Source organism: Zoogloea sp., assembly GCF_028689785.1.
In the GTDB taxonomy this organism is placed as follows: Bacteria; Pseudomonadota; Gammaproteobacteria; order Burkholderiales; family Rhodocyclaceae; genus Zoogloea.
Genome location: NZ_JAQVCN010000005.1, coordinates 13847 through 37425, shown reverse-complemented (window position 1 = coordinate 37425; position 23579 = coordinate 13847). Strand labels below are relative to the sequence as shown.

Annotated in this window: 22 protein-coding genes and 1 tRNA gene; 9 read left to right on the top strand and 14 right to left on the bottom strand. The window is 66.2% G+C overall.

Going from position 1 to position 23579, the window contains the following annotated elements; genetic code table 11:
• Nucleotides 1-31 precede the first annotated feature (31 nt).
• Nucleotides 32-1537, top strand: coding sequence for an NYN domain-containing protein (locus tag PHI64_RS04105; RefSeq protein WP_299879006.1), 1506 nt, complete (start codon nt 32-34; stop codon nt 1535-1537).
• Between the two features lie 122 nt (nt 1538-1659).
• The gene (locus tag PHI64_RS04100; RefSeq protein ID WP_299879004.1) at nt 1660-2571 is read left to right on the top strand and encodes an EamA family transporter; all 912 of its coding nucleotides are present in this window, start codon (nt 1660-1662) and stop codon (nt 2569-2571) included.
• A gap of 38 nt (nt 2572-2609) precedes the next feature.
• Here the strand turns inward: PHI64_RS04100 and mobA are convergent, their stop codons facing one another.
• The 13 genes from mobA to PHI64_RS04035 all read right to left on the bottom strand — a co-directional run bounded on the left by mobA (nt 2610) and on the right by PHI64_RS04035 (nt 17724).
• Nucleotides 2610-3209 carry a molybdenum cofactor guanylyltransferase MobA gene (gene mobA / locus PHI64_RS04095; RefSeq protein ID WP_299879001.1) on the bottom strand — a complete coding sequence of 200 codons (600 nt, stop codon included), beginning with the start codon at nt 3207-3209 and terminating at the stop codon, nt 2610-2612.
• Between the two features lie 16 nt (nt 3210-3225).
• Nucleotides 3226-3618, bottom strand: a complete 393-nt coding sequence (locus PHI64_RS04090) for a DsrE family protein (RefSeq protein WP_299878998.1) — start codon at nt 3616-3618, stop codon at nt 3226-3228.
• Nucleotides 3608-4084, bottom strand: coding sequence for a hypothetical protein (locus PHI64_RS04085; RefSeq protein WP_299878995.1), 477 nt, complete (start codon nt 4082-4084; stop codon nt 3608-3610). The genes PHI64_RS04090 and PHI64_RS04085 overlap by 11 nt, the downstream gene beginning before the upstream one ends.
• 24 nt (nt 4085-4108) lie before the next feature.
• Nucleotides 4109-4205: transfer RNA gene (locus PHI64_RS04080), tRNA-Sec, on the bottom strand.
• Nucleotides 4206-4248: 43 nt separating this feature from the next.
• Nucleotides 4249-6177 (bottom strand): selenocysteine-specific translation elongation factor, encoded by a 1929-nt coding sequence (selB, locus tag PHI64_RS04075; protein WP_299878992.1) that lies wholly within the window; start codon nt 6175-6177, stop codon nt 4249-4251.
• Entirely contained in the window at nt 6171-7598 is a 1428-nt protein-coding gene (gene selA, locus PHI64_RS04070) for an L-seryl-tRNA(Sec) selenium transferase (RefSeq protein ID WP_299878989.1), read from the bottom strand. The genes selB and selA overlap by 7 nt, the downstream gene beginning before the upstream one ends.
• Nucleotides 7599-7611: 13 nt before the next feature.
• On the bottom strand, nt 7612-8544 hold the full coding sequence (fdhE, locus tag PHI64_RS04065) for a formate dehydrogenase accessory protein FdhE (RefSeq protein WP_299878986.1): 933 nt from the start codon (nt 8542-8544) through the stop codon (nt 7612-7614).
• Between the two features lie 104 nt (nt 8545-8648).
• Nucleotides 8649-9275 carry a formate dehydrogenase subunit gamma gene (locus PHI64_RS04060; RefSeq protein ID WP_299878983.1) on the bottom strand — a complete coding sequence of 209 codons (627 nt, stop codon included), beginning with the start codon at nt 9273-9275 and terminating at the stop codon, nt 8649-8651.
• A complete protein-coding gene (fdxH, locus tag PHI64_RS04055; RefSeq protein WP_299878980.1) occupies nt 9272-10168 on the bottom strand; it encodes a formate dehydrogenase subunit beta in 897 nt (298 codons plus the stop codon). Before fdxH ends, PHI64_RS04060 begins: the two co-directional genes overlap by 4 nt.
• A 10-nt stretch (nt 10169-10178) precedes the next feature.
• Nucleotides 10179-13250: a formate dehydrogenase-N subunit alpha gene (gene fdnG, locus PHI64_RS04050; RefSeq protein ID WP_299878977.1), complete on the bottom strand. Its 3072-nt coding sequence runs from the start codon at nt 13248-13250 to the stop codon at nt 10179-10181.
• Nucleotides 13251-13540: 290 nt separating this feature from the next.
• Nucleotides 13541-15658: a cache domain-containing protein gene (locus PHI64_RS04045; RefSeq protein ID WP_366945129.1), complete on the bottom strand. Its 2118-nt coding sequence runs from the start codon at nt 15656-15658 to the stop codon at nt 13541-13543.
• 22 nt (nt 15659-15680) lie between these two features.
• Nucleotides 15681-17057 (bottom strand): sigma-54 dependent transcriptional regulator, encoded by a 1377-nt coding sequence (locus PHI64_RS04040; RefSeq protein WP_299878974.1) that lies wholly within the window; start codon nt 17055-17057, stop codon nt 15681-15683.
• A gap of 49 nt (nt 17058-17106) precedes the next feature.
• The gene (locus tag PHI64_RS04035) at nt 17107-17724 is read right to left on the bottom strand and encodes an NAD(P)-dependent oxidoreductase (protein ID WP_299878972.1); all 618 of its coding nucleotides are present in this window, start codon (nt 17722-17724) and stop codon (nt 17107-17109) included.
• Nucleotides 17725-17848: 124 nt separating this feature from the next.
• On the opposite strand from PHI64_RS04035, the gene PHI64_RS04030 reads away from it, so the two are divergent.
• Nucleotides 17849-18751, top strand: coding sequence for a LysR family transcriptional regulator (locus PHI64_RS04030; protein WP_299878969.1), 903 nt, complete (start codon nt 17849-17851; stop codon nt 18749-18751).
• Between the two features lie 28 nt (nt 18752-18779).
• On the opposite strand, the gene PHI64_RS04025 is transcribed toward PHI64_RS04030, so the two are convergent.
• Nucleotides 18780-19322: a DUF2058 domain-containing protein gene (locus PHI64_RS04025; protein WP_299878966.1), complete on the bottom strand. Its 543-nt coding sequence runs from the start codon at nt 19320-19322 to the stop codon at nt 18780-18782.
• A gap of 166 nt (nt 19323-19488) precedes the next feature.
• Here PHI64_RS04025 and PHI64_RS04020 point away from each other — a divergent pair, with 166 nt between their 5' ends.
• The 6 genes from PHI64_RS04020 (at nt 19489) to PHI64_RS03995 (ending at nt 23475) form a co-directional block, all read left to right on the top strand.
• The gene (locus tag PHI64_RS04020; protein ID WP_299878963.1) at nt 19489-20559 is read left to right on the top strand and encodes a DUF1176 domain-containing protein; all 1071 of its coding nucleotides are present in this window, start codon (nt 19489-19491) and stop codon (nt 20557-20559) included.
• 202 nt (nt 20560-20761) lie between these two features.
• Entirely contained in the window at nt 20762-21046 is a 285-nt protein-coding gene (locus tag PHI64_RS04015) for a helix-turn-helix domain-containing protein (protein ID WP_299878959.1), read from the top strand.
• Complete coding sequence (locus PHI64_RS04010) at nt 21030-22316, top strand: HipA domain-containing protein (RefSeq protein ID WP_299878956.1); 1287 nt, start codon at nt 21030-21032, stop codon at nt 22314-22316. The genes PHI64_RS04015 and PHI64_RS04010 overlap by 17 nt, the downstream gene beginning before the upstream one ends.
• 42 nt (nt 22317-22358) lie before the next feature.
• Nucleotides 22359-22727 (top strand): helix-turn-helix transcriptional regulator, encoded by a 369-nt coding sequence (locus PHI64_RS04005; RefSeq protein ID WP_299878952.1) that lies wholly within the window; start codon nt 22359-22361, stop codon nt 22725-22727.
• Nucleotides 22728-22882: 155 nt separating this feature from the next.
• Nucleotides 22883-23128 (top strand): AbrB/MazE/SpoVT family DNA-binding domain-containing protein, encoded by a 246-nt coding sequence (locus PHI64_RS04000; protein WP_299878949.1) that lies wholly within the window; start codon nt 22883-22885, stop codon nt 23126-23128.
• Complete coding sequence (locus PHI64_RS03995; RefSeq protein WP_299878946.1) at nt 23128-23475, top strand: type II toxin-antitoxin system PemK/MazF family toxin; 348 nt, start codon at nt 23128-23130, stop codon at nt 23473-23475. The genes PHI64_RS04000 and PHI64_RS03995 overlap by 1 nt, the downstream gene beginning before the upstream one ends.
• Nucleotides 23476-23579 lie beyond the last annotated feature (104 nt).

Genomic DNA, 23579 nt, shown 5'->3' with positions numbered 1-23579 from the left:
AGCACTCTTGCCGACTCTCCTGGAGCCCTACATGGCCTCATCCCCCGAAAACGTCAGCATGGCCCTGTTCTGTGATTTCGAGAACGTGGCCCTGGGTGTACGTGACGCGAACTACGAAAAGTTCGATATCAAGCTCGTTCTCGAGCGCCTGCTCCTCAAGGGCAGCATCGTCGTCAAGAAGGCCTATTGCGACTGGGAGCGCTACAAGGGTTTCAAGGCGACCATGCATGAGGCCAATTTCGAGCTGATCGAGATTCCCCATGTGCGCCAATCCGGCAAGAACTCGGCCGACATCCGCCTCGTCGTGGACGCCCTCGACCTGTGCTACACCAAGAGCCACGTCAATACCTTTGTCATCATCAGCGGCGATTCCGACTTTTCGCCGCTGGTGTCCAAGCTGCGCGAAAACGCCAAGCAGGTGATCGGCGTCGGGGTCAAGCAATCCACCTCCGACCTGCTCATCGCCAACTGCGACGAGTTCATCTTCTACGACGATCTGGTCCGCGAGACCCGCCAGGTGGCGGCCCGTCGCGAACCCCGGGAGGCCCAGCAGTCCAGCCGGCGCAGCCCCGAAGAGGAAAAGCGCCGCAAGGAAGAGCTCGACGCCCGGCGTACCCGCGCTGTCGAGATCGCCGTGGAAACTTTTGAAGCCTTGCTGGCCGAGCGGGGTGATACCGGCAAGATCTGGGCTTCGGTGCTCAAGGAAGCCATCAAGCGCCGCAAGCCCGATTTCAGCGAAACCCGCTACGGCTTCCGTGCCTTCGGCAACCTGCTTGAGGAGGCCCAGTCCCGCGGCTTGCTGGAGTTCGGCCGGGACGAAAAATCCGGCACCTATGTGTATCGTTCCGGTGGCGCTGCAGCCCGTACGGAGCAGCTGGCCAGCGAGCAGGTGGTGATTGCCGAAGGGCAGGCCGGAAATGTCGTGGCCGAGCCGACGGAATCTCGTCGTTCATCCCGTCGTGGAGGGCGGGGCGGCAACAAGCCCAGAGTGGATGATCTGGCTGTTGCCCGCAGCGAACTCGAAGCTGCCTACGCCGAGCATGTAGCCCAATCCGAATTTGCGCCTCAGGCCGAGCCGGCCGAAACCCGTAGTCCCCGTCACCGCGGGCGCAGGGAGGGTGGCAAGGCTGCCGATGCGCCTGCACCGGTCATTGTCGAAGCTGCGGCTGTGCCAGAAGCACCGGAAGCTCCCATCGAGCCGGCCGTACCCGCTGCAGACCCTGAAACGCCACCGGTGACCAAGGAGAGCCGTCGGCGTGGCCGCAGCTCCCCCAAAGCGGCAGAGCCGGCTGTAGAGGCATCAGTGGCTCCCCCGGCGCCTGCCGCAGTGGTCGCTGAGGCTGCCCCCGAAGCGGCGCCCCGCCCCGACACCCGTCGCAAGGGCCGTGGCACCCGTAAGGCAGCCGAAGCCGTGGTCGATGCGGGGGGCGAAGCAGCCCCCGCCGAGCCTTCCGCCCCGGCCCCCGAGGTCGCGGAAAAGCCGGCACGCAAGGCCCCCGCCCGCAGCCGTCGTCCGCGCAAGCAGGACGAAGCCTGATCGCAGCCCGGTACGGCCGTTTGCACAACTGCTGTACCGGGCCGGGCAATGAACTTTCCTTGCGCCTGTCTGCCTGACCCACTTCTCCGATCCGTCCGCACGGCATCAAGCCGGCGTCGCGCATGCCTGTCTTTCCCCCCTCCCTCGCCCGCTACCTCCCAGCGCTGGCGCTGATCGTCCTGTCGTGCACCTGGGGTTACACCTGGGTGCTGCTCAAGCAGGGCCTCATGTACGCCTCGCCCTTCGCCCTGGCCGCCCAGCGCTGTGTGGGCGGCGCCGTGGCCCTGATGGTGGCGGTGAAACTGATGGGCAAATCCATGCGCCTGGTGGCCCCACGAGAGACCACTGTGCTTGGCCTGGTGCAGATCACCGGCTTCGTGGCCCTGCAGACCTGGGCGCTGGTGGAGGGTGGGCCCGGCAAGACGGCGGTGCTGATCTTCACCATGCCGATCTGGACCCTGCTGCTGGCCTGGCCGGTACTCGGCGAGCGGGTGCGTGGCAAGCAGTGGCTGGCGGCTGCCTCCACCCTGGGCGGGCTGCTGCTGATCATCGAACCCTGGAACATGCACTCCAGCCTGTTCAGCAAAATGCTGGGCATTGGCGCGGCAGTGTGTTGGGCGGTGAGCACCGTGCTGTTGAAGCGCCTGCGCCGCCGTGAGCCGGTGGATCTGCTGGTGCTGACCACCTGGCAGATGATCATCGGCTCAATCCCCCTGCTGCTGCTCGCCGAACTGGTTCCTGGCCGCAGTACCGACTGGAGTGCTCACTACATCGCCATCATGGCCTTCCTGTCGGTGGCCAGCGTGGCGCTGTGCTGGTGGCTGTGGGTGTGGATTCTCGACCGGGTGCCGGCCTGGGAGGCCAGCCTTTCGGTGCTGGGCACCCCGGTGGTGGCCATCCTCTCATCGCGGCTGGCCTTGGGCGAAGCTTTCAAGGCCAGCGAGGTTGCCGGCATCCTGCTGATCGGTGGCGGGTTGGCTCTGCTCTCTCTGTTCGGCTGGATGTCGAGCCGACGGGCTGTTCAAACCCGATAACTCCTTTCCGCCAGCACCTGGCGCGGCAGCCACCAGGCCTAGGGCTTGGGGCTTGGGGTCTGGCGGGCCAGTTCCTCGGGGGTGTTGATGTTGGAGAAGGCCCCGGGGCAGTCGGAAAAATCCACCACGACGTGATGCGCTTCACCCACCCAGCGCCGGATCTGCCGCCCGCCGCCTTCGAGAAAGGCGGCCAAGCTGGGGGCAAGGCGTCTGTGGGCAAGCAGGAAGGCGGGTTCGGGCTGACCGTTGGTGCTGGCCATGGCCAGGTCGGCAGCAGCTGCCTGGACCGCCGCGAGCATGCGGGGGGCCAGGTCGAGGGGCAGAAAGGGCGAGTCGCAGGGGCAGGTCAGCACCCAGTCCCCTTCCAGCGCCGGGTCGTGCAGGGCTGCATCCAGGCCGGCCAGGGGGCCGACAAAACCTGCCAGCCGGTCAGGCACCACCCTGGGGCTGAACGCGGCGTAGGCGCCGGCATTGCGGTTGGCGTTGATCATCAGCTGATGCACCTGGGGGGCCAGACGATCCAGTACGTGTTTCACCATGGGCTGACCGGCCAGTTCGACGAGGCCCTTGTCCTGCCCGCCCATGCGGCTGCCGAGGCCGCCGGCGAGGATGAGCCCGGTGATGGGGTCGTGTTTCATGGTGTGGAGACGGGGGTCAGAAGCTCAGGGTACGCCAGGCCGGGTCGAGGCTGCGACCCAGGAAGGCGGCCGCCCCGGCCTGCCCGGCAAGGGTGGGGATCAGTGCGTTTTCCGGTACATCGTGGCTGGCCAGGGCGGTGGGGCAGGCATACAGGCGGACCCCGAAGGCCAGGGCTTCGCGCCGGAAATCGGCCACCGATTTGCCGCTGCCGGTGGCGGCCTCCAGCTTTTCGGCCACCCCCTGGCGGAGCAGCTCCACCGAGCGGGCGGTGAAGTACATCTCCACCTCCACGTCCATCGCGGCGGCTGCTGCTGCGAAGTAAAAGGGGGTGGCACACAGTTCCGGCCGGCTGGGGTCGGCGGCCCAAACGAGGATGGCGAGTTTCTGCAGCTGGGCTTCAGAAGTCACGGTCGTCTTCGTGGAAGAGCGGGGTGGAGAAGTCGGATAGGTCGCGGAAGGCGTAGCGATCCATGATGCGGATGATGGCCGGCTCGGCCTCGGGCCAGGCCAGCAGGGTGTCGGCGGGCAGCGCACCCACGGCTTGCAGCTCGACCATCCAGGCTTCGAAGGGGGCACGGTTGATGGCCCGGGCGGAGGGGTCGAGGGCCTCGTTGGCGCGGAGCAGCCTTGCGTTGAAAGGGGATTTGACGGGGAATACCGTCTTGCCCGCTTCGAGCAGGCCAAAGCCGCGCCCTGCGTCCACCGTGGCGCCGGTGGGCTTGGGGGTGAACAGCAGGATATCGCCGGACAAGGCGATGCCTAAGCCGGTCACACCCACCCGGTAGCGATCTTCGCCCAGGGGCGCGAACCACAGGTGGCTTTCCGGGTGGTAGAGCAGCGCATCCGGAAAATCACAGCCGCGCAGCTGGGGCATGGTGGGCTCGCTGAAGTGTAAGGGTGGCGGAAGAGAATGGGAGTCGAACCCACCAGGAACCGCTTGACGGCCCCTCCTGGTTTTGAAGACCAGTCGCCCCACCGGGGGACGCATCCCTTCCGTTCAAGAAAACGTGAATTGCCTGTATTTTATCGCATTTAAACTCAATTTACCGGAAGATCGCCACGAATTCGGTGCTGTTCATCGTGTCCATGGCCGACCTTGCGGGTGAAGCCGACGCGGTCGAAATATTCGAGGATCTGGATGGCCCGCTTGCGCCCCAGGCCGCTTCTGTCACGAAAGGCGGCGGCCCGGATGCAGCCTTCGCCGTCCATCAGTTCGGTGGCAATACGGCCCAGGCTGCGTACGGCGGCTGGGGCGTAAAACAGGTCGCGCACCACCTGGCAGGTTTCGCCGCGGGCGGCGAGACGTTTGAGGAGTTCGCGGGTCAGGGCTTCCGGTTCGCCGAGGCGCGTGGCGATGTCGCGGACCCAGGGGGGCTCGAAGGGCTTTTCGAGCAGCCAGGGCATCAGCTTTTCGGCGCGCTGGCGATCACGATCATCCAGCTCGACCCGGTGCTCGGGCAGGTGCCAGGCACTGCCGCTGCGGGCCAGGTGGCCGGCGGCAAGCCAGGTGTCCAGCCATTCGGCAAAGGCAAGGGCGGGGACGGCAGGGGCGACCATGCGGCGCAGGCGGTCGCGCTCGACGCCGCGCTCGTCGCCGTGTTGTTCGTGGTGTTGGGCGAGGCGGGCTGCGACCCGCTTGCCGAGGGCTTCCAGGGGCTGGCTGCCGATCAGCCAGCCAGCCCTCTCGCTGTGGTGGGCGGTGGGCAGCAGGGTGACCAGGGTGCCGGGGTGGCAGTTTTCTGCGGCGGCCAGCTGGCTGGCATCGAGACCGAGGGGGGCCCTGTTGAGCACGGCTTGCAGGCGCTCTGCCGGATCGGCGATGAGCTGGCTGGCCAGTACGGCGAGGCGTTCCGGCGCCCGGCGGTGGCGCACCGGGCCGAAGGGGTCGAGGATGCGTCCGCCGCCCAGGGTGTGCTGGCCGTGGCCGTCTCGCAGTACCACCAGATCGCCTCGACAGGCGTGCAGGGAGGCGTCGGCGACCAGTTGTGCGGGGCAGTCCCCACCGGGCGGAAGACCGGTCTTCTCGAGGGTGGCGTCAAGGAGCGCAACCCGGCCGAGGAGGTGGCGGGTGCCGTGGTGGATCTGTACCACGGCGCCGTGGGCCAGGGCCCGAGGTGCATCGCTGGCGAGCTGCAGGTGGATGTCGAGGCGGGTGGAGGGCAGCGGCCTGGCGGTACCTACCAGCCAGTCGCCACGCTTCACTTCATCTACTGCCAGGCCGGCGAGGTTGAGGGCGCAGCGCTGGCCGGCGTGGCCCTGGTCGGCCTTGCGGTTCTGCACGTGCAGGCTGCGCACCCGGGCAGTCTTGCCCGCGGGGGCCAGGGTGATGGTGTCGCCCACGCTGATCTGTCCGGCGTGCACCGTGCCGGCCACGATGGTGCCGGCGCCGGAGAGGGTGAATACCCGGTCCACGGCGAGGCGGAATTCGCCGCCGGCGGTGCGGGCGGGCAGGGCTCCGGCCGCGTCGAGGAGGTGGCTGCGCAGGGCGGCCACGCCGCTGCCGGTGATGGCCGATACCGGGAAGACCGGCGCCCCGGCCAGGGAGGTGGGGGCGAGCAGGGCGTGGATCTGGCGGGTGACTTCGGCAATGCGCTCCGGGCTGGCCCGGTCGACTTTGGTGAGGGCGACGGCGCCGTGGCTCAGGCCGAGCAGTTCGAGGATCTGCAGGTGTTCGCGGGTTTGGGGCATGGGGCCGTCGTCGGTGGCCACCACCAGCAGGGCGAAATCCACGCCGCTGGCGCCGGCCAGCATGGTGGGGACGAATTTCTCGTGGCCGGGAACATCCACAAAGCCGAGCACCTGCTCCGGGTTGCCGTCGTCGGCGGCCAGGGGCAGGTAGGCGTAGCCCAGCTCGATGGTGATGCCGCGGCGCTTCTCCTCGGGCAGGCGGTCGGTGTCCACGCCGGTGAGGGCGCGGACCAGGGTGGTCTTGCCGTGGTCGATGTGGCCGGCGGTGCCGATCAGCATGGGGTGAAGCCCGCCTGGATCTGGGTGAGGAAGGCGGCTTCGTCGTCGGGGGGCAGGCAGCGCAGGTCGAGGTGCAGGGCGTTGTCGGCGATGCGCCCGATGACCGGCACCGGCAGGCCGCGCAGGGCCGCTTCGAGCTTGCCCAGCACGCTGCCCTTGCGGCCCTGGGGGCGGAACACCAGGCCGGCGGAGGGCAGGCGGTCCACCGGCAGGCTGCCGGAGCCGATCTGCGACAGCATGGGTTCGATGCTGACCGTCAGGGGCCAGCCGGCCAGGGCGCTGGCCACCGGGGCGTGCAGGCGTTCGGCCTGGGCGAGCATCGCGTCCCGGGGGCGGGTGAGCAGGCGCAGGGTGCTCAGGCGTTCGGCCAGGGTGTCCGGGTCGCGGTACAGGCGCAGCACGGCCTCCAGCCCGGCGAGGGTGATCTTGCCGACCCGCAGGGCGCGCTTGAGGGGGTTCTTCTTGATTTTTGTGATCAGGTCCTTGCGGCCGACGAGGATGCCGGCCTGGGGGCCGCCGAGGAGCTTGTCGCCGGAGAAGCTGACCAGGTCGGCGCCGTTGGCGATGGCCTCCCGCGGGGTGGGTTCGTGGGGCAGGCCCCAGCGTTCCAGGTCGGTGAGGGTGCCGCTGCCCAGGTCTTCGACGAAGGGCAGGCCGCGGGCGTGGGCGATGCGTGCCATGTCGGCCTGGCCGACGCTGGCGGTGAAGCCTTCGACGGCGTAGTTGCTGGTGTGGATCTTCATCAGCAGGCCGGTGCGAGGGCCGATGGCCTCGTCGAAATCCTTGGGGTGGGTGCGGTTGGTGCAGCCCACTTCGACCAGCCGGGCACCGGCGCGCTTCATGATGTCGGGCACGCGGAAGGCACCGCCGATCTCCACCAGCTCGCCCCGGGAGACGATGACTTCCTTGCGCTGGGCCAGGGTGTTGAGGAGCAGGAAGACGGCCGCGGCGTTGTTGTTGACCACGGTGGCGGCTTCGGCGCCGGTGAGCTCGCGCAGCAGTTCATTCACCACGTCGTCCCGGTCGCCGCGGCCGCCCGTATCCACGTCGTATTCGAGGGCGCAGGGGGAGCGGGCGGCGTCCACCATGGCGGCGATGGCTTCGTCGGGCAGTACGGCGCGGCCGAGGTTGGTGTGCAGCACGGTGCCGGTGAGGTTGAAGACGCGCTTCAGCCTGGGCGCGGCGCGGGCCTTGAGGCGGGTTTCGGCGTCCCGGAGCAGGCCGCCGGGTTCAGGGGCGGCATGTCCTTCGCCAATGCGCTGGCGGGCAGTCGCGAGGACTGCCCGCAGCACCTGGGTGGTTTCGCTGCGTCCATGGGCCTCGATGAGGCCGGGGGCGGCGGCGAGAAGTCGGTCGAGACTGGGCAGGGCGCGGTAAGCGGTGCTGTCGTCGGACGTGGTGCCATGGACCATGGACGCCATCGTGGGGAGTCTCCTAGGGGGTGAACAGGAACAGGTTGCGACCGGCTCGGTGGAAGCCGGCCTCGTCCACCAGCATGTCGAGGGCCAGGGTGGCCAGGTCGTCGGCGAAGGCATCCACCAGCGGGTCTTTCTCCATGGACACGATCTTCAGGCTGGCCTGGCATTCGGGGCAGGTTTCGGCCTTGACGCCGGGGTGCACGGTGCCCTGCCGGCTTTCCAGGCCCTGATAACTGATGCCCTTGGTGTTGTGGCAGGGCACGCACTTGATGCGGGTGACGTGCCATTCGCAGGCGCACAGGCTGCAGGTGGCGTAGCGCACGCCGTGGCCGGCATCGCCGATGCGCACGATGGAGGCCACCGGGTGGGCGCCGCAGGCCGGGCACAGGCTGTCTTCGAAGCCGGCGGGAATGTCGCTTTCGGCGAGGGCCAGGGCGCGGGCTGTCCAGGCAACCTGCAGGGCAGCGCCGACGAGGGGGGCGAGGGCCAGTTCGATGACGGTGTCCGGTGCTTCCTCGCAGCGCAGGATGCTGCGGGCGAGTTCGTCCATGGTGTCGCGCGCCATGCCAGGCAGGCTCAGCAGGGCCGACTGCAGTACCGGCGGGGCGTAGGGGTCGAGGGCGGCGGCGAGGTGCTGGAGGACGCTGAACCAGGCCTCGGGCAGCTCAGCGCCCTGGGCATCGAGGGGCGGCATGCCGTGTTCGCGGCAGCGCTTGAGCAGGGCCGCGTCGGGGCGGGCGGTGAGGGGGCGAAGGCGGTCGAGTTGCTGCTGCTGGACGTCGGCGATCCGGGCGCAGAAGAGCAGGAAGTCGGCCATGGCGTGCTCACCGGCCAGGGCCCGCAGGCGCTCGGCGCGGTTGGCAAAAACCCAGGTGGAAGGAAGCCGGTTGGAGCTGTTCTCGGCGACGGCCTGGGTGGCGATTTCTTCGGGACTGAGCAGTGTCTGCATGGCGTTCCAGATAGGGCTTCGGGGCTCGGGCGCCGGTTTGTCTGACGGACGGCACCGGGAATTCGGGCGGCGGGGGCGCCGGCTGGGGCCCCCGCCGGATTGTGCTACTTGCCGGTCACCTGGCGATACCAGGCCCGGTGATGCTGCTTGGCCCAGGCGCGGGTCACGGTGCCGTAGAGCATGGCCCGGATGGTGCCCCGGACCCAGATGGCGGCATACACGTGAACGATGATCGCGATGATCATCACCGTGGCAAAGACCGCATGCAGCACGGCCCCGGTGCGGATCACGCCGATGGGGAAGTAATGGGAGAAGTACGCCCGCCAGATGATGATGCCCGATACGAAGAGCATCAGCATGGCCAGGCCGAGGAACCAGAACAGCAGCTTCTGCCCCCCGTTGTACTTGCCCATCTCCGGCATGTTGTGGTCATCTCCATCCACCATTTCCCTGGCCCGCTTGACCCACTCCCAGTCGGGGTCGGTCATGTGGTTGAGGCGTTTGAAGCGGAAGAACATCACCACGAAGAACAGCATCATGATCACCCCGATGAAGGGGTGCAGGATGCGGGTCCACACCCCGCCACCGAACAGGTTGGTGAGGGGGAACAGGGCCGGGTGGAACAGGGCCAGGCCGGAGAGCGCGAGCAGGATGAAGCAGATGCCCACAATCCAGTGGTTGGCCCTCTCGGACGCGTTGTAGCGTTGCAGGTCGGACGGATCACGGATCATTTTTCGGCCTCCAGTTCCTTTTCGACTTCGGCTTCGATCTCCTTGGACACTTCGTTCGGGCCCTTCATCACATAGTGGAAGAGGCCACCCAGGGCCGCGGCAGCAATGCCGGCCATGGCCAGGGGCTTGGCGAAGCCCTTCCACAGGGAGACGGTGGGTGCGATCGTCGGGTCGGCGGGCAGGCCGCTGTACAGGCTCGGCTTGTCGGCGTGGTTGAGCACGTACATCACGTGGGTGCCGCCCACTCCGGCCGGGTCGTACAGGCCGGCGTTCTTGAAACCCCGCTCCTTGAGCTCGGTGATGCGCTCATCGGCCAGCTCCTTCATGTCCTCCTTCGAGCCGAAGCTGATGGAGCCGGTGGGGCAGACCTTGACGCAGGCCGGCTCCAGGCCCACCGCGACACGGTCGGAGCACAGGGTGCACTTGTAGGCCTTGCTGTCCTTCTTCGAGATGCGCGGGACATTGAAGGGGCAGCCCGCCACGCAGTAGCCGCAGCCGATGCAGTTTTCCTGGTGGAAATCCACGATCCCGTTGGCGTACTTGATGATGGCGCCGGGGGCCGGGCAGGCCTTCAGGCAGCCAGGGTCCTCGCAGTGCATGCAGCCGTCCTTGCGGATCAGCCATTCGAGGCCCCGTTCTTCCGATTCGACTTCGGCGTAGCGCATGACCGTCCAGGAGTTGGCGGTCATGTCCGTGGGGTTGTCATAGGTGCCGCCGCAGCTCCCGACCTCTTCGTGGAGGTCGTTCCACTGAAGGCACGCCACCTGGCAGGCTTTGCAGCCGATGCACTTGGAGACGTCGATGAGCTTGGCGACTTCTAGGGTCTTGCGTGCCTGGGGCGGCTCGGTGGTCGTTGCCGAGCGCTTGGCGATGTCAAGTGATTGCAGTGCCATGGCGATCTCCTCAGGCTTTCTCGACGTTGACCAGGAAGGACTTGAACTCCGGCGTCTGGGTGTTCCCGTCTCCTACAAAAGGCGTCAGGGTGTTGGTGATGAAGCCGTTCTTGGCCACCCCCTTGAAGCCCCAGTGGAGCGGGATCCCGACGTGGTGAACCGTCTTTCCGTCGACCTTGAGGGGTTTGATGCGCTTGGTCACCACCGCCACGGCCTTGATGTAGCCCCGGTTGGAGCTCACCTTGACCTTGTCGCCGGCCTTGATGCCCTTCTCCGCCGCCAGCGCCTCGCCGATCTCGACGAACTGTTCCGGCTGGATCACGGCGTTGGAATGCACGTGCTTGGTCCAGTAGTGGAAGTGTTCGGTGAGGCGGTAGGTGGTGGCGGCGTAGGGGAAGTCCTTGGCCGTGCCGAAAGCCTCCATGTCGCCCTTGAACACCCGCGCGGCCGGGTTGGACGTGGCCTTGGGGTTGTTGCGGTGCATGGGGTTCACACCGATGGGGGTCTCGAAGGGCTCGTAGTGCTCGGGGAAGGGGCCTTCGTTCATGGCACCCCGGGCAAAGAAGCGGGCCACACCCTCTGGGGTCATGATGAAGGGCCCCATGCCGTCCTCAGGGACCGAATCGGCCTTGAAATCGGGCACATCGGAGCCCACCCACTTGCTCTGGGTGGCGTCCCACCACACCTGCTTGCGCTTGGCATCCCAGGGTTTGCCGGCCGGGTCGGCCGAGGCGCGGTTGTAAAGAATGCGCCGGTTGGCCGGCCAGGCGAAGGCCCAGCCCAGGGTCTGACCGTTGTGGTAGGGGTCGGCGTTGTCGCGCCGGGCCATCATGTTGCCCTTTTCGGTCCAGGCGCCCGAGAAGATCCAGCAGCCGCAGGCCGTGGAGCCGTCATCCTTGAGCTGGGCGAAGCCGTCCAGCAACTCGCCGGCCTTCTTGATGACCTTGGTCGGATCCTTCGGATCGAGCTGATCGGCGAAGGTCTTGCCGTTGTATTCCTTGGCCAGCTCTTCGGACGAGGGGTCGTAAGGAAGCTTGTGGGTCCAGGCCAGGTTGAGGATGGGGTCGGGGAAGGCCCCGCCGTCCTTTTTATACATATCCCGCAGGCGCAGGAAGATGCCCGCCATGATCGCCGGGTCGGGTTTCGCCTCGCCTGGGGGCTCGGCGCCCTTCCAGTGCCACTGCAGCCAGCGTCCGGAATTGACGATGGCGCCGTCCTCCTCGGCAAAGCAGGTGGAGGGCAGGCGGAACACCGTGGTCTGGATCTTGGCCGGGTCCACGTCGTTGAACTCGCCGTAGTTCTGCCAGAACTCGGAGGTCTCGGTGGCCAGAGGGTCGATTACCACCAGGTATTTGAGCCTGGACAACGCGGCACCCACCTTCGCCTTGTTGGGGAAGGAGTTGAGGGGGTTGAAGCCCTGGGCGATGTAGCCGTTCATCTTGCCCTGGTGCATCAGCTCGAAGACCTGCAGCACGTCGTAGGTCTTGTCGAGCTTGGGCAGGTAGTCGAAGGCCCAGTTGTTCTCTTTGGTGGCGGCGTTTCCGTACCAGGCCTTCATCAGGCTGACGTGGAACTTGCCGTAGTTCTGCCAGTAGGAGAGCTGGCCCGGTCGCATGGGCTTGGGCGCACGCTTGGCGATGTAGGCGTCGTAGTCTGTCTCCTTCTCGCCTGGCAGGGTCATGTAGCCCGGTAGCAGGTTGGAGAGCAGGCCCAGATCGGTGAGCCCCTGGATGTTGGAGTGACCCCGCAGGGCATTCACCCCGCCCCCGGCCCGGCCGATGTTGCCGAGCAGCAGCTGCACCATGGCCGCCGTGCGGATGATCTGCGAGCCGGTGCTGTGCTGGGTCCAGCCGAGGGCATACAGAATGGTCATCACCCGGTCCGGCGTGTGGCTGGAGGCGAGCAGCTCGGCCACCTGCAGGAACTTGTCCTTGGGGGTGCCGCAGATGTTCTCCACCACGTCCGGGGTGTAGCGGCTGAAGTGGGCCTTCATCAGGTTCCACACGCAGCGCGGGTTCTCCAGGCTGGGGTCGGTCTTGACGAAGCCGTCCTCGCCCATCTGGTATTCCCAGCTGGATTTGTCGTACTTGCGTTTTTCCGGGTCGTAGCCTGAGAAGAAGCCGTCCGCAAAGGCGAACTCGTCCTTCACCAGGAAAGTCATGTCGGTGTAGGACTTGATGTAGTCCAAGTGCACCTTGTTGTTGGTGATCAGGTAATGGATCACCCCGCCCAGGAAGGCGATGTCGGTGCCGGTGCGGATGGGCGCGTAGAGGTCGGCCATCGCAGCGGATCGCGTGAAGCGCGGATCCACGACAACGAGGCGGGCCTTGTTCTTTGCCTTCGCTTCGGTCACCCATTTGAACCCACAGGGGTGGGCTTCGGCAGCGTTGCCGCCCATGATCAGGATCACGTCCGCATTCTTGATGTCGGACCAGTGATTGGTCATCGCGCCGCGGCCATACGTCGGGGCAAGACTTGCCACCGTCGGGCCGTGTCAGACACGTGCTTGGTTATCGAATGCGAGCATTCCCAGGCTGCGCACCACCTTGTGGGTGATGTAGCCGGATTCGTTGCTGGAGGCGGAGGCGGCGAGGAAACCGGTGGTGAGCCAGCGGTTAACTGTTACGCCATCGGCGTTCTTGGCGACAAAGTTGGCGTCGCGGTCTTCCTTCATCAGCTTGGCGATGCGGGTGAAAGCCTCGTCCCAGCCGATGCGCTTCCATTCCTTGGTGCCGGGTTCGCGCACCTCCGGGTACTTGAGCCGGTTCTTGCTGTGCACGAAGTCGAGCAGGCCGGCACCCTTGGGGCACAGGCTGCCGCGGTTTACCGGGTGATCTGGGTCGCCCTCGATGTGGATGATTTCGGCGTGGACGTTTTTGGCCTTGTCGCCGAGGCTGTACATGATGATGCCGCAACCGACCGAACAGTACGGACAGGTGTTGCGCGTTTCCGTGGTGCGCGCGAGCTTGAAGGTGCGAACTTCGGCGAGGGCCGCGGTGGGTGAAAAGCCCATCGCGACGAGACTCGAACCGGTCAAGCCCCCGGCGGCCACCTTGAAAAACTGGCGCCGTGAGAGTTGCATGATGATTCTTCCCCCTTTGAGGTGTTGTTGAAGAACGGTCTGGATGACCTGCAAGCGCCGAGCCAGGAGGCGTGGTCTTAGGAATCAATGGCTTGAATGGACGCATTTGGAAAGATCGGGACATTTTGTCTTCTGATTGGACAAAATGTCCCATCTGTTCCGGAGCCGGCCCGAGCGCCCGGCCATCATGCTGCCCCGTGCTGTTTATACCAAGTGCGTTTTTGTGAGCTTGCGTCCTGGCCAACTGCAAGACATGGCGATGCTGTTGATGGCGGTGATAGTGGGCGGTGTCAGCGTGTGTTTGCGTCGGACGGGCGGCCAGGCTCGGTTGCCGTGCCGGTCTCGATCCAGCGGGCGTTGAAACCCGGGGCGGTGGGGGTGTCGGCGTAGCGGGCTTCGCTGCGCAGGTGTACGGTGAAGCAGGCGCCCTGCCCGGGTTGGCTGGCCACGGAGATGCGGCCGCCGTAGCGTTCGATGATGGTGTAGCTGATGGACAGCCCGAGCCCGGTGCCCGAGCCTTTCTTGGTGGTGAAGAAGGGGTCGAAGATACGTGACAGGTCTTCGGCGGCGATGCCTTGGCCGGTGTCGCAGACTTCCATGCGAGCGCCCACCGGCTGGCCGTCCTCCTCCCAGTCGCGGATGCGCAGGCGCAGGCTGCCGCCGTCCGGCATGGCCTGGATGGCATTGACGATGAGGTTGATCAGGACCTGTTGCAGTTCGCTGGCATTCACCTCGACCCGGCAGGTGGCGGCGGTGTCCACATGGACGTCGATGTTGCGGCGCTCCAGGTTGTGGCGGGTGAGCACCAGGCAGTCGGCGATCAGGGCATTCGGGTCTACGCCCTCCACGTAGCCGGCAAATTCGCCCGGTCGGGCAAACTGCAGCAGCTTGGTGACGATCAGCCAGATGCGGTGGGTCTGTTCGTGGATGAGGCGGATCTCTTCGCGCACCGGATCGGCGGCCGGGCCGAGGATTTCCTTGAGTACGTCCAGGTTGCCCTGGATGACCGCCACGGGGTTGTTGATCTCGTGGGCCACGCCGGCGGTGAGTTCGCCTATGGCGGCGAGCTTTTCGGTCATGGCCAGGTGGCGGCGGGCCTGTTCGAGGGTGGCGTTGGCCTCTTGCAGTTCGAGGGTGCGATCGGCCACCTTGCGGTCGAGCTCGTCGGCCCAGCGTTGCAACTCGGCCCGGCGTGCGGCGAGGGTGTCGAGGAGGCCGTCGAAGGCGGCGGCCAGCTGGCCGATCTCGTCCCGGCTGGCCACTGGCCCGACCCGGGCCTCGGCGTCGCCCTGGCCCACGCGCTGGATGGTGGCGCCGACCTGCTCGACGGGTTTGAAGATGCTCCGTGCCCAGCGCAGGGACAGCACGCAGCCAGCCACGCTGACCGACACGAAGACCGCGAAGAGGGTGAACAGGGCGCCCTGCATGGCGGCGCTGAAGGGCGCTTCGAGGAAGCCCACATAGAGCATGCCGACCCGCTTGCCGAAGCTGTCGATGACGGGCTCGTAACCCGACACGTAGTAGTCGTTCACCACGAAGGCGGTGTCCAGCCACACCTTGCCTTCGGTCAGCACGTGGTCGCGCACGGCTCGGGAGGCGCGGGTACCGAGGGCGCGTTCGCCCTCGAAGAGGCGCACGTTGGTGGCGATGCGGGTGTCGCCGAGGAAGAGGGTGGCAGTGCCCCGGCTGCCCAGGGGCAGGGTGCCTTCCCGATAGATGATGGCGTTGATGCGATCCACCATGTCGCTGTTGCCGTTGAGCAGGACGCCGCCTTCGAGCACGGCCACCAGCCGCTCGCTTTCGTCGCGCACCGGAATGGCGGCGTGGATGAGCAGGCCCCGGGTTTCCTCCAGGCGTGCGTCGGGGGCGGCGTTGGGGGTGGGCACCAGGCTCAGGCGGGCGCGTTGGCGCAGCGCGGGGTTGATGGCGGCCAGGTGTTCGGCGTCGAAGACATCGATGGCGGTGGCGGGCTCACCGGCGAGGGCCTTGCGCACCACCGGCCAGTCGTCGCGTCGGGCGCTGGGGTGGTGGCGGGGTAGGTCGGCGCCGAGCAGTTCGCCACGGGCGTCGAGGAGGTAGAGAAAATCCAGCCCGGCCTGGCCCCGGGCTTCTTCCAGATAGCTGTCGAGGGCTGCGCCAGCGGGGGCCGCCATGGCCCGGGACAGGCGATGGGAGCTAGCCAGCGCGCCGATGTCCACGGCGACATTCTGGTGCATGTGAGCAAAATATTCGTGGGCGGTGATCAGGTCGGAGCCGACCTTGTAGCTGACCAGCTGCTGGTAGCCCTGGGTGCCCCACATCCACACCAGCCCGAGGAGAATGGGCACGCCGAGGAGTAGCGGCGCCAGCACCATGGCCAGCAGCTTGCTGCGGACCGAGCGACTGAGGCGGTCGCGGAAGTCGATCAAGGGCGGCCTGTTTTACGAAGGCTTAGGCCAGCCCCCACTCCACCGCCTTGCGGTCGAGGGTTTTGCGGGAGACGCCGAGCAGGGTGGCGGCGTGGGTCTTGTTGCCGCCGCACTGGTCGAGAACGGCCAGGATGTGGCGCTTCTCCACCTCGGCCAGGCTCAGGGGCAGGGGGTCGGCCATGCCCTGGACCTGGTTGTGCACCGGCAGGCTGCCGAGGATCAGCGAGCGTTCGATGAGGTTGCGCAGCTCGCGCACGTTGCCCGGCCACGGGTAGGTGGCCAGGCTGACCAGGTCGGCGGGGGTGACGGTGAGGGGCGGCAGGCCCAGGCGGGAAGACAGCTGGGCGTTGAAGTGCTGCACCAGCTCGGCCACGTCCTCGGGGCGCTGGCGCAGGGGCGGGATCGACAGGGTGAGCACTTCGAGGCGGTAGAACAGGTCGCGGCGGAAGCGCCCCGCCGCCACTTCGGCGTGCAGGTCGCGGTTGGTGGCGGCCACCACGCGCACGTCCACCGGCACCTCGGCCTCGCTGCCCACCGGGCGGATGCGCCTTTCTTCGAGCACGCGCAGCAGCTTGGTCTGCATGGCCAGGGGCAGCTCGCCCACTTCGTCGAGGAACAGGGTGCCGCCGTTGGCGTAGTGGAACAGGCCGCGGCGGGCCTCCCGGGCGCCGGTGAAGGCGCCACGCACGTGGCCGAAGAGCTCGCTCTCGATCAGCTCGGCCGACACCGCCGCGCAGTTGAGGGGTACGAAGGAGCGATCGGCCCGGGGGCTCATCTGGTGCAGGGCCCGGGCAGTGACTTCCTTGCCGACGCCGGATTCTCCGAGGATGAGCACCGTGGCCGGGGTGGGTGCGACGCGCCGGATCATGTCGCACAGGGCGCGCATGGATGCGGAATGGCCGATCAGCCCGGCCACCTCGCCGCCCAGGCCGGCCACCTGGCGCTGCAACACGAAGTTCTCCCGATCGAGGCGGGCACGCTCGAAGCAGCGCTGCAGGGAGTTGATGATCTGATCGACCCGGAAGGGCTTGAGCACGAAGTCGGAGGCGCCGGCGCGCAGCGCATCGATGGCGGTTTCGATGTCGGCAAAGGCGGTGATGAGGATCACGTCGCCGGCAAAGCCATCATTCTTCAGGGCCCGCAGCCACTCCATACCGGAGCGGCCGGGCAGAGCGATGTCGAGCACGATGGCATCGAAGTGATGTTCACGCAGGCGCTCGGCACCCTCTTCCGACGACCCGGCCACCTCCACCCGGCAGCCCCGGGCCCGCAGGGCGCGTTCGAGAAAGTTGCGCACCCCGGCTTCGTCGTCCACCACCAGCACGGCATATTCGGACCAGGCGGGCTCGCGGTGGTTGGCGGGGAGAGATGGGACGGGGTCGGCGAGGCGCTGGTACATGGTCCGGATTTAACCATGAGGCCAGCGGATTGTGGTTATCGAAGACGCTTCAGTACCCCACGGTGAAGCGCTGGCGGTGGTGCCGGGGGTGCTCGATCTCATCGGCCAGGGCGATGGCGTAGTCTTCCATGGAGATGTGGCTGTTGCCTGCCGCGTCTACCAGCAATGCGTCGCTGCCCAAGCGGAAGTGCCCGCGGCGTTCGCCCGGTTCGAACAGGGCTGATGGGGAGATGAAGGTCCAGTCGATCTCGTTCTCGGCGCGCAGGGCCTGCAGGAAGACGCGGCCTGCGCCCGCCTCGGCCTTGTAGAGCTCCGGAAATCCGGGGGTGTCGATGAGGGCGACGCCCGGGGCTACCTCCAGGCTGCCGGCCCCGCCGACCACCACGACCCGCTTCACGCCGGCCTGCTTTGCCGCAGCGAGCAGGGTAGCGGCGTCGATGCCGTCGACAAAGCGAGTGCTGCTGACCACCACATCATGGCCCGGGAGCAGGCTGGTCAGGGCCTTGCCGTCGGTGACATCGGCGGCCTTCAGGCTCAGGCCGGGTTGGGCGCTGGCCTGGCTGATGTTCCGGGCGATGCCGGTGATCGTGTGCTGGCGGCCGAGGAGTTCGGTGGCGATGCGGGAACCGGCGCGGCCGGTGATGCCGAGGATGGCGACGTGAGACATGGATGTTCTCCTGGAAGCTTGTGGAGGAGCGTGATTGCTCCTTCCATGTCCGTCATCCTATGTTTCTTGATCCGGCAGAAAAACTCCATAATCGGAAAGTCTTTATTGCACGATTCGATCGAATATGGACCGCATCACCGCCGCCGAAGTGTTTGTGGAGATCGTCGACCGGGGCAGCATGGCCGGTGCCGCCCAGGCACTGGAGATGTCGCCGGCCATGGTGACCCGCTACCTGCGGGAGATGGAGACCTGGGCCGGCGCCCGGCTGCTGCACCGGACGACCCGTCGCCTGAGCCTGACGCCCCCCGGCGAGCAGGTGCTGGCCCGCTGCCGGGCCATGCTGGAAGTGTCGGCGGCCATGGCGGTGCTGGGCACCGACGAGGCGGATCCCGTGCAGGGTATGCTGCGCGTGGCCTGTGCATCATCCCTGGCTCAGACTGCGCTGGCCCGGGCTCTGCCCGAGTTCCTGCGCACTCATCCCCTGGCGGCGGTGGACCTGCGTGTTGATTCCCGGGTGGTGAACCTGGTGGAAGAGCGGATTGATCTGGCCATCCGCATCACCAACGACCTGGACCCCAACGTGGTTGCCCGCCGGCTGGGGGATTGCCACTCGGTGGTGTGCGCCTCGCCCGCCTATCTGGCTGAGCACGGCACGCCCAGTACGCCCCAGGATCTGGGCACCCACAACTGCCTGACCTATTCCTACTTCGGTCACAGCCTGTGGGAGTTCGTGGATGCCCGGGGTGAGCACATCGGCGTGCCGGTGGGTGGGCGGCTCAGTGCCAACGAGGCCCACGCCCTGCTGTGCGCTGCCGAACAAGGTGCCGGCATTGCCCTGCAGCCCCGCTACGCCGCCCGCGAGCTCATCGCCGCTGGCCGGCTGGTGGCCCTGCTGCCGGGCTATGAGCCCAAATCACTGGGCATCCACGCGGTGTTCCAGTCGAACCGGCAGATGCGCCCCGTGCTACGGGCACTGGTGGATTTTCTGGCGGGGTGGTTTGCCCGGCTGGAACAAGGCCGGGGCTGAAGATGCTGGAAGGGGCAGGCCGCCCGCATCACCACATCAGGTCGTCGGGCACCTTGAAGTCGGCGTAGGGGTCGTCCTCGGCGGGGGCTTCGGCCTGCTTCACGTACACCACCCGGGCCGGGTCGCGTTCGGCGATCTTGTTGCCGATGGCCCGCGGCAGCAGCTCGGCGGACTCGCCCTGGCAGACGATCACCAGGTGCCCCGCGGCAATGTGGTCACGCACCTGGGCCGACACGAACATGCGCTTGATCTTGCTGTCGTGGGTGTAGTTGTAGGCCACCTCGGCGGCGCCCCGGGTGAGCTTGGCCTGCTTGTGCTGCTGGATCATCTGCACGATCTGCGCCTCGATGGCCTTCTGCCGGGCGGCCGCGTCGCGTTGGGCGTTGAGCTCCCGGGCCCGCTCGGCCTGCTGGCGCTGGATCTCCTGGGCGGCCAGCTTGGCTTCGTTGACCGTCTCGACCCCGGCCTTGCGGTCGAGCTTCTGCTGGCGCGACTTGTCCTGGTTAAGCTGCTTGGCCTTGCCTTTGCTGACCAGGCCGGCCTTCATGAACTGATCCTGCAACGACGCCATGGGCGTATCTCCGTGAGTGATGGGTACTGGCCGCCCGCGCGGCCGGGAAGCGGAGGATAGCAAGCGGCCAATCCGTGTGCACGCATTGCTGCCCATTAGCGCAGCCCCTAGACTGCCTGCCGTCACCCCAGGTTGCCCGGCTCCTGCACCGGGCAAGGAAAGCCCCATGCGCCTCCCCCGCCCCATCCTCCACGCCGCCCTGCTGCTGGCCGCCCCCACCCTGGCCGCCGCCGACCTGCCCGGCACCCGCTTCTTCCACGGCGACTGGGAGTTGGCCTGCGACAACACCCGCACTTGCCGCGCCGCCGGCTACAGCCCGGATGGCGTCGAGCTGCCCATCTCGGTGCTCCTCACCCGCCCGGCCGGGCCGGGGCAGCCGGTGACGGCCCAGGTAAAGGTCGGGCGCTACGGCGACAACCCCATCGTCGACAAACTGCCCCGGCGCTTCCAGCTCACACTGCGCATCAACGGCACCGCCCAGGGCCCGGTGGGTTTCGATAGCGACAGCCTGCAGGGCGAACTCAACCCGGCCCAGACCCAGGCCCTGCTCGCCGCCCTCACCCGCAAGAGCAGCATCGAGTTTGTGCGCAGCGGCACCACCTGGGCACTCTCCGACACCGGCGCCGCCGCCGTGCTCCTCAAGATGGACGAATTCCAGGGCCGCCTGGGCACCCCCGGCGCCCTCATCCGGCGCGGCACCGAACCCGAAAGCAAGGCCCTCCCCCCGCTGTTGAGCCTTGTCATCAAGCCGGGCGCCATCGCCCCCGCCAGGCCGGGCGACAAGAGCTGGGTGAAGCAGCAAGGCCCCGCCCTGCTCAAGGCCCTGCGCGCCACCCTTAAGAACGACGAAACCGACTACTGCCCTGATCTCACCGAACCCGATCCGTCCGTCGAAGAAGCCCCCACCGCCACCCGCCTCACCGACACCCGCTTCCTCGTCGCCACCCGCTGCTGGGGCGGCGCCTACAACGTGGGCCACGGCTACTGGATCGTCAATCAAGCCCCGCCCTACCAGCCCGTGCTGGTCACCACCCAGGGCTCGGAATACGACGCTGGCACCATTACTGCCACCCAAAAGGGCCGCGGCCTGGGGGATTGCTGGTCGATGGAGGAATGGAAGTGGGACGGCAGGGGCTTCGTGCTGGCCCATGCCACGTCCACGGGCATGTGCAGGCTGATCGCGCCGGGCGGCGCGTGGGATTTGCCGACGCGGGTGGGGCTGGGTGGGGGGGAGTGAGGGGCTGGCCTGATGGAGTGGGTTGGAAATATTCCTGTGATCGCAGGAATTCATCGGTTATCGGTGGATTCGGATCGGGAATTCCTGCGCTCGTAGGAAATGATGGAAATCGCTGCGGCCTCCGACTATTATTCCTGCGATCACAGGAATAATAGTCGGACGAATCGTTCGTGAGACGACTGAGCGCTGAGGAAAGATCTCCATGAAAAAAACGGTGGATTCCGTCTCGGATATCGGCACGGTGCTTCGTGCTGTCCGCAAAAGCTCCGGTATCCGGATCGACGACCTGGCGGGCATGGTGGGTGTCAGCAAGCAGTTCACGTCCGACGTGGAGAACGGCAAGGACACCGTGCAGATGGGGCGGGTGTTTCGCTTGCTCCGGGAGCTCGGGGTGCGCGTGTCCGTAGAATTCCACGACTCCGCGGCAGCAGAGCTTGAGCGCCTGGTGCAGCGTGCAGCGCAGAAGCGGGATGCTGACGGTGAGTGAAGCGCGCGTTCTGCAGATCTATTTTGAGCGCCAGCATGTTGGCCATCTGCTCGAAGAGCAGGACATCTGGACGCTGAAATACGACGAATCATGGTCAAGGTCTGCCCAGGCTTTTGACCTGTCACCGGCATTGCCACGACATCAGCTTGAGCATCGCGACGGGAGCACGGTCCGCACCGTACAGTGGTTCTTCGACAACCTCCTGCCAGAAGAGCATCTGAGAGAAGCGGTCTGTCGGGAAGCCAATGTCCGCGATGCCTTCGACGTCTTGCGATATCTGGGGAGGGAATCGGCTGGTGCCCTGACATTGCTGCCACCCGGGGAGGCGCCTCCGACCGACAGCGCGATTGTGCCGCTGCCCGACGATGTGCTTGTCCGCCGCATCCGCAATCTGCCGCAGCAGACCCTGATCCATGATGCGCCAAAGAAGATGTCGGCAGCGGGCGCACAGCACAAACTGTTGCTCGTCGTGAAGGAGGGTGAGCTGTTTGAGCCGGCTGGCGCCACGCCGTCCACGCACGTCCTCAAGCCTGATCATCCCGACGTGGAGCGCTATCCGGCATCGGCCTACAATGAATTCCTCACCATGCGGCTGGCCAGGGCGGCGGGGCTGCTTGTCCCGGACGTCATTCTGCGGCGCCTGCCCGACGACCAGGCGGCGGTCCCGGTCTACATCATCGAACGCTTCGACAGGCTGGGCAGCTTTCCCGATACGCAGCGAAGACACATCCTTGACGCCTGCCAGCTGCTCAACATCTCCCGCACGCTGAAGTACAGCCGGGCGTCCCTGGAGACGCTGTACGAGATCAGTACCCTCTCGGCAAACCCCGCGGCAACGCGGTTTCGACTCTTTCGATGGCTGGTCTTCAACGTCTTTCTGGCAAATGACGACAGCCACCTGAAGAACCTGTCATTCGTCATGACCGGGCTCGGGCCCGAGCTGGCGCCCCATTACGACCTGCTGAGCACATCCGCCTATCACACCAGAGCATTGGGCACCCAGGACGGACCGTCGCCCGCCGTGCGCATGGCCATTGAACTGCCCGGCGCGGCGAGATTCAACGAGGTGAAACTCGACAGTCTCATCGAAGCCGGCAAGGCGCTGCGCCTTCCAGCGGAGGCGGCAGCGCGCATCGTGAACGACGTGGCAAAGGGCATTCGCAAGGCCCTCGCCAGCCCGGAGCTGGCGCCCGCTACACCGATTGAACAGCGTGTGTTCAAGGTTGTGGAGCACATGATTGTTGGGGAGATGGCGGGAGCTGTGACATAACATAAAATTTACTCTTATCGATATTTTGTCTACCTTTATGTTATGTCAAAGCCTTCTTTAGCCCTGAGTTCCTTGCCGCCGGAAGTCCTGGTCTCTTTACAGACGCTTGGAGAGAGGCTGGCCGTGGCACGGCTTCGGCGTAAGGAGTCCCAGCGGCAGTGGGCCAGCCGTCTTGGGGTCTCTGTGCCCACACTGATTCGCCTGGAGAAGGGCGACCCGTCTGTGAGCATGGGGGTGTATGCCTCGGCCTTGTGGCAGCTCGGTTTGGCGGACGGGCTTGGGGACTTGGCTGAACCGGGCAAGGATGTCCGGGCACTCGAATCCGACGTGCGTCAGGCGAGCCGTTTGCGCGCTCGCAGAACGCGTACAGCTGCTGTGGTGAGCGGTGACAAGGACGGCAAGCAAGAATGAGCACGCCTGCCATGCCCGACACGCTCTACCGGGGGCTGCGATGCCCTGCATTTTTCGTCTTCCAACCGGCTGTCCTCATGCTGCAGAATTAATGTCCTACTCTTGTAAGATAAAAGTTATACTGAAATAGGACTTACGATTGATAGGAGGCCCGTATGCTTCAAACCCTGCGCAAAGCCGGTGGCTCGCTCGTAATGACGGTGCCCAAGGCATTTATTGACCAGAACGGTCTGGGCGAAGGCTCCCAGGTGGAACTTCATCTCTTGGGCAATAAGATGACCGTGGAAGCGCCGACCCGCCCGCGCTACAAACTGGCCGACCTGATGGCAGAAATGCCTCAAGGGCTGCCGCGTGTCGAAGGCTGGGATGAAATGCCCTCGCTTGGATTGGAGAGCGACTGATGGCGTACCTGCCAAACCGTGGCGACATCGTGCATCTCGACTTCGATCCGCCCTCTGGTCGGGAAATGAAGGGCCCGCACTTCGGCCTTGTCTTGAGCGGTAAGGTCTTCAACCAGCAAGGGTTGGCGATGATTTGCCCGATTTCGCAGGGCGCCGCTGCCGCTGCCCGTACTTACGGAACGGTGGTCACGCTAGTGGGGGCTGGCACCGATACCCAGGGTGCGGTGCATTGCCACCAATTGAAGTCCTTGGACTGGCGAGCACGGAACGTGAGCCTGAAGGAAACGGTGCCGCAGTACATCGTTGACGAAGCTCTGGCCCGAATTGAGGCCATTTTGTTTGAGTGAGGCACGGGAACCTTCAGCGGTTGGATATTGGGTTCTCCTTGAGCCTCTTGCCAAACACCCCCGCCAACGTGTCTTGCACTGCAGGATTTCCATTACCTGGCCGT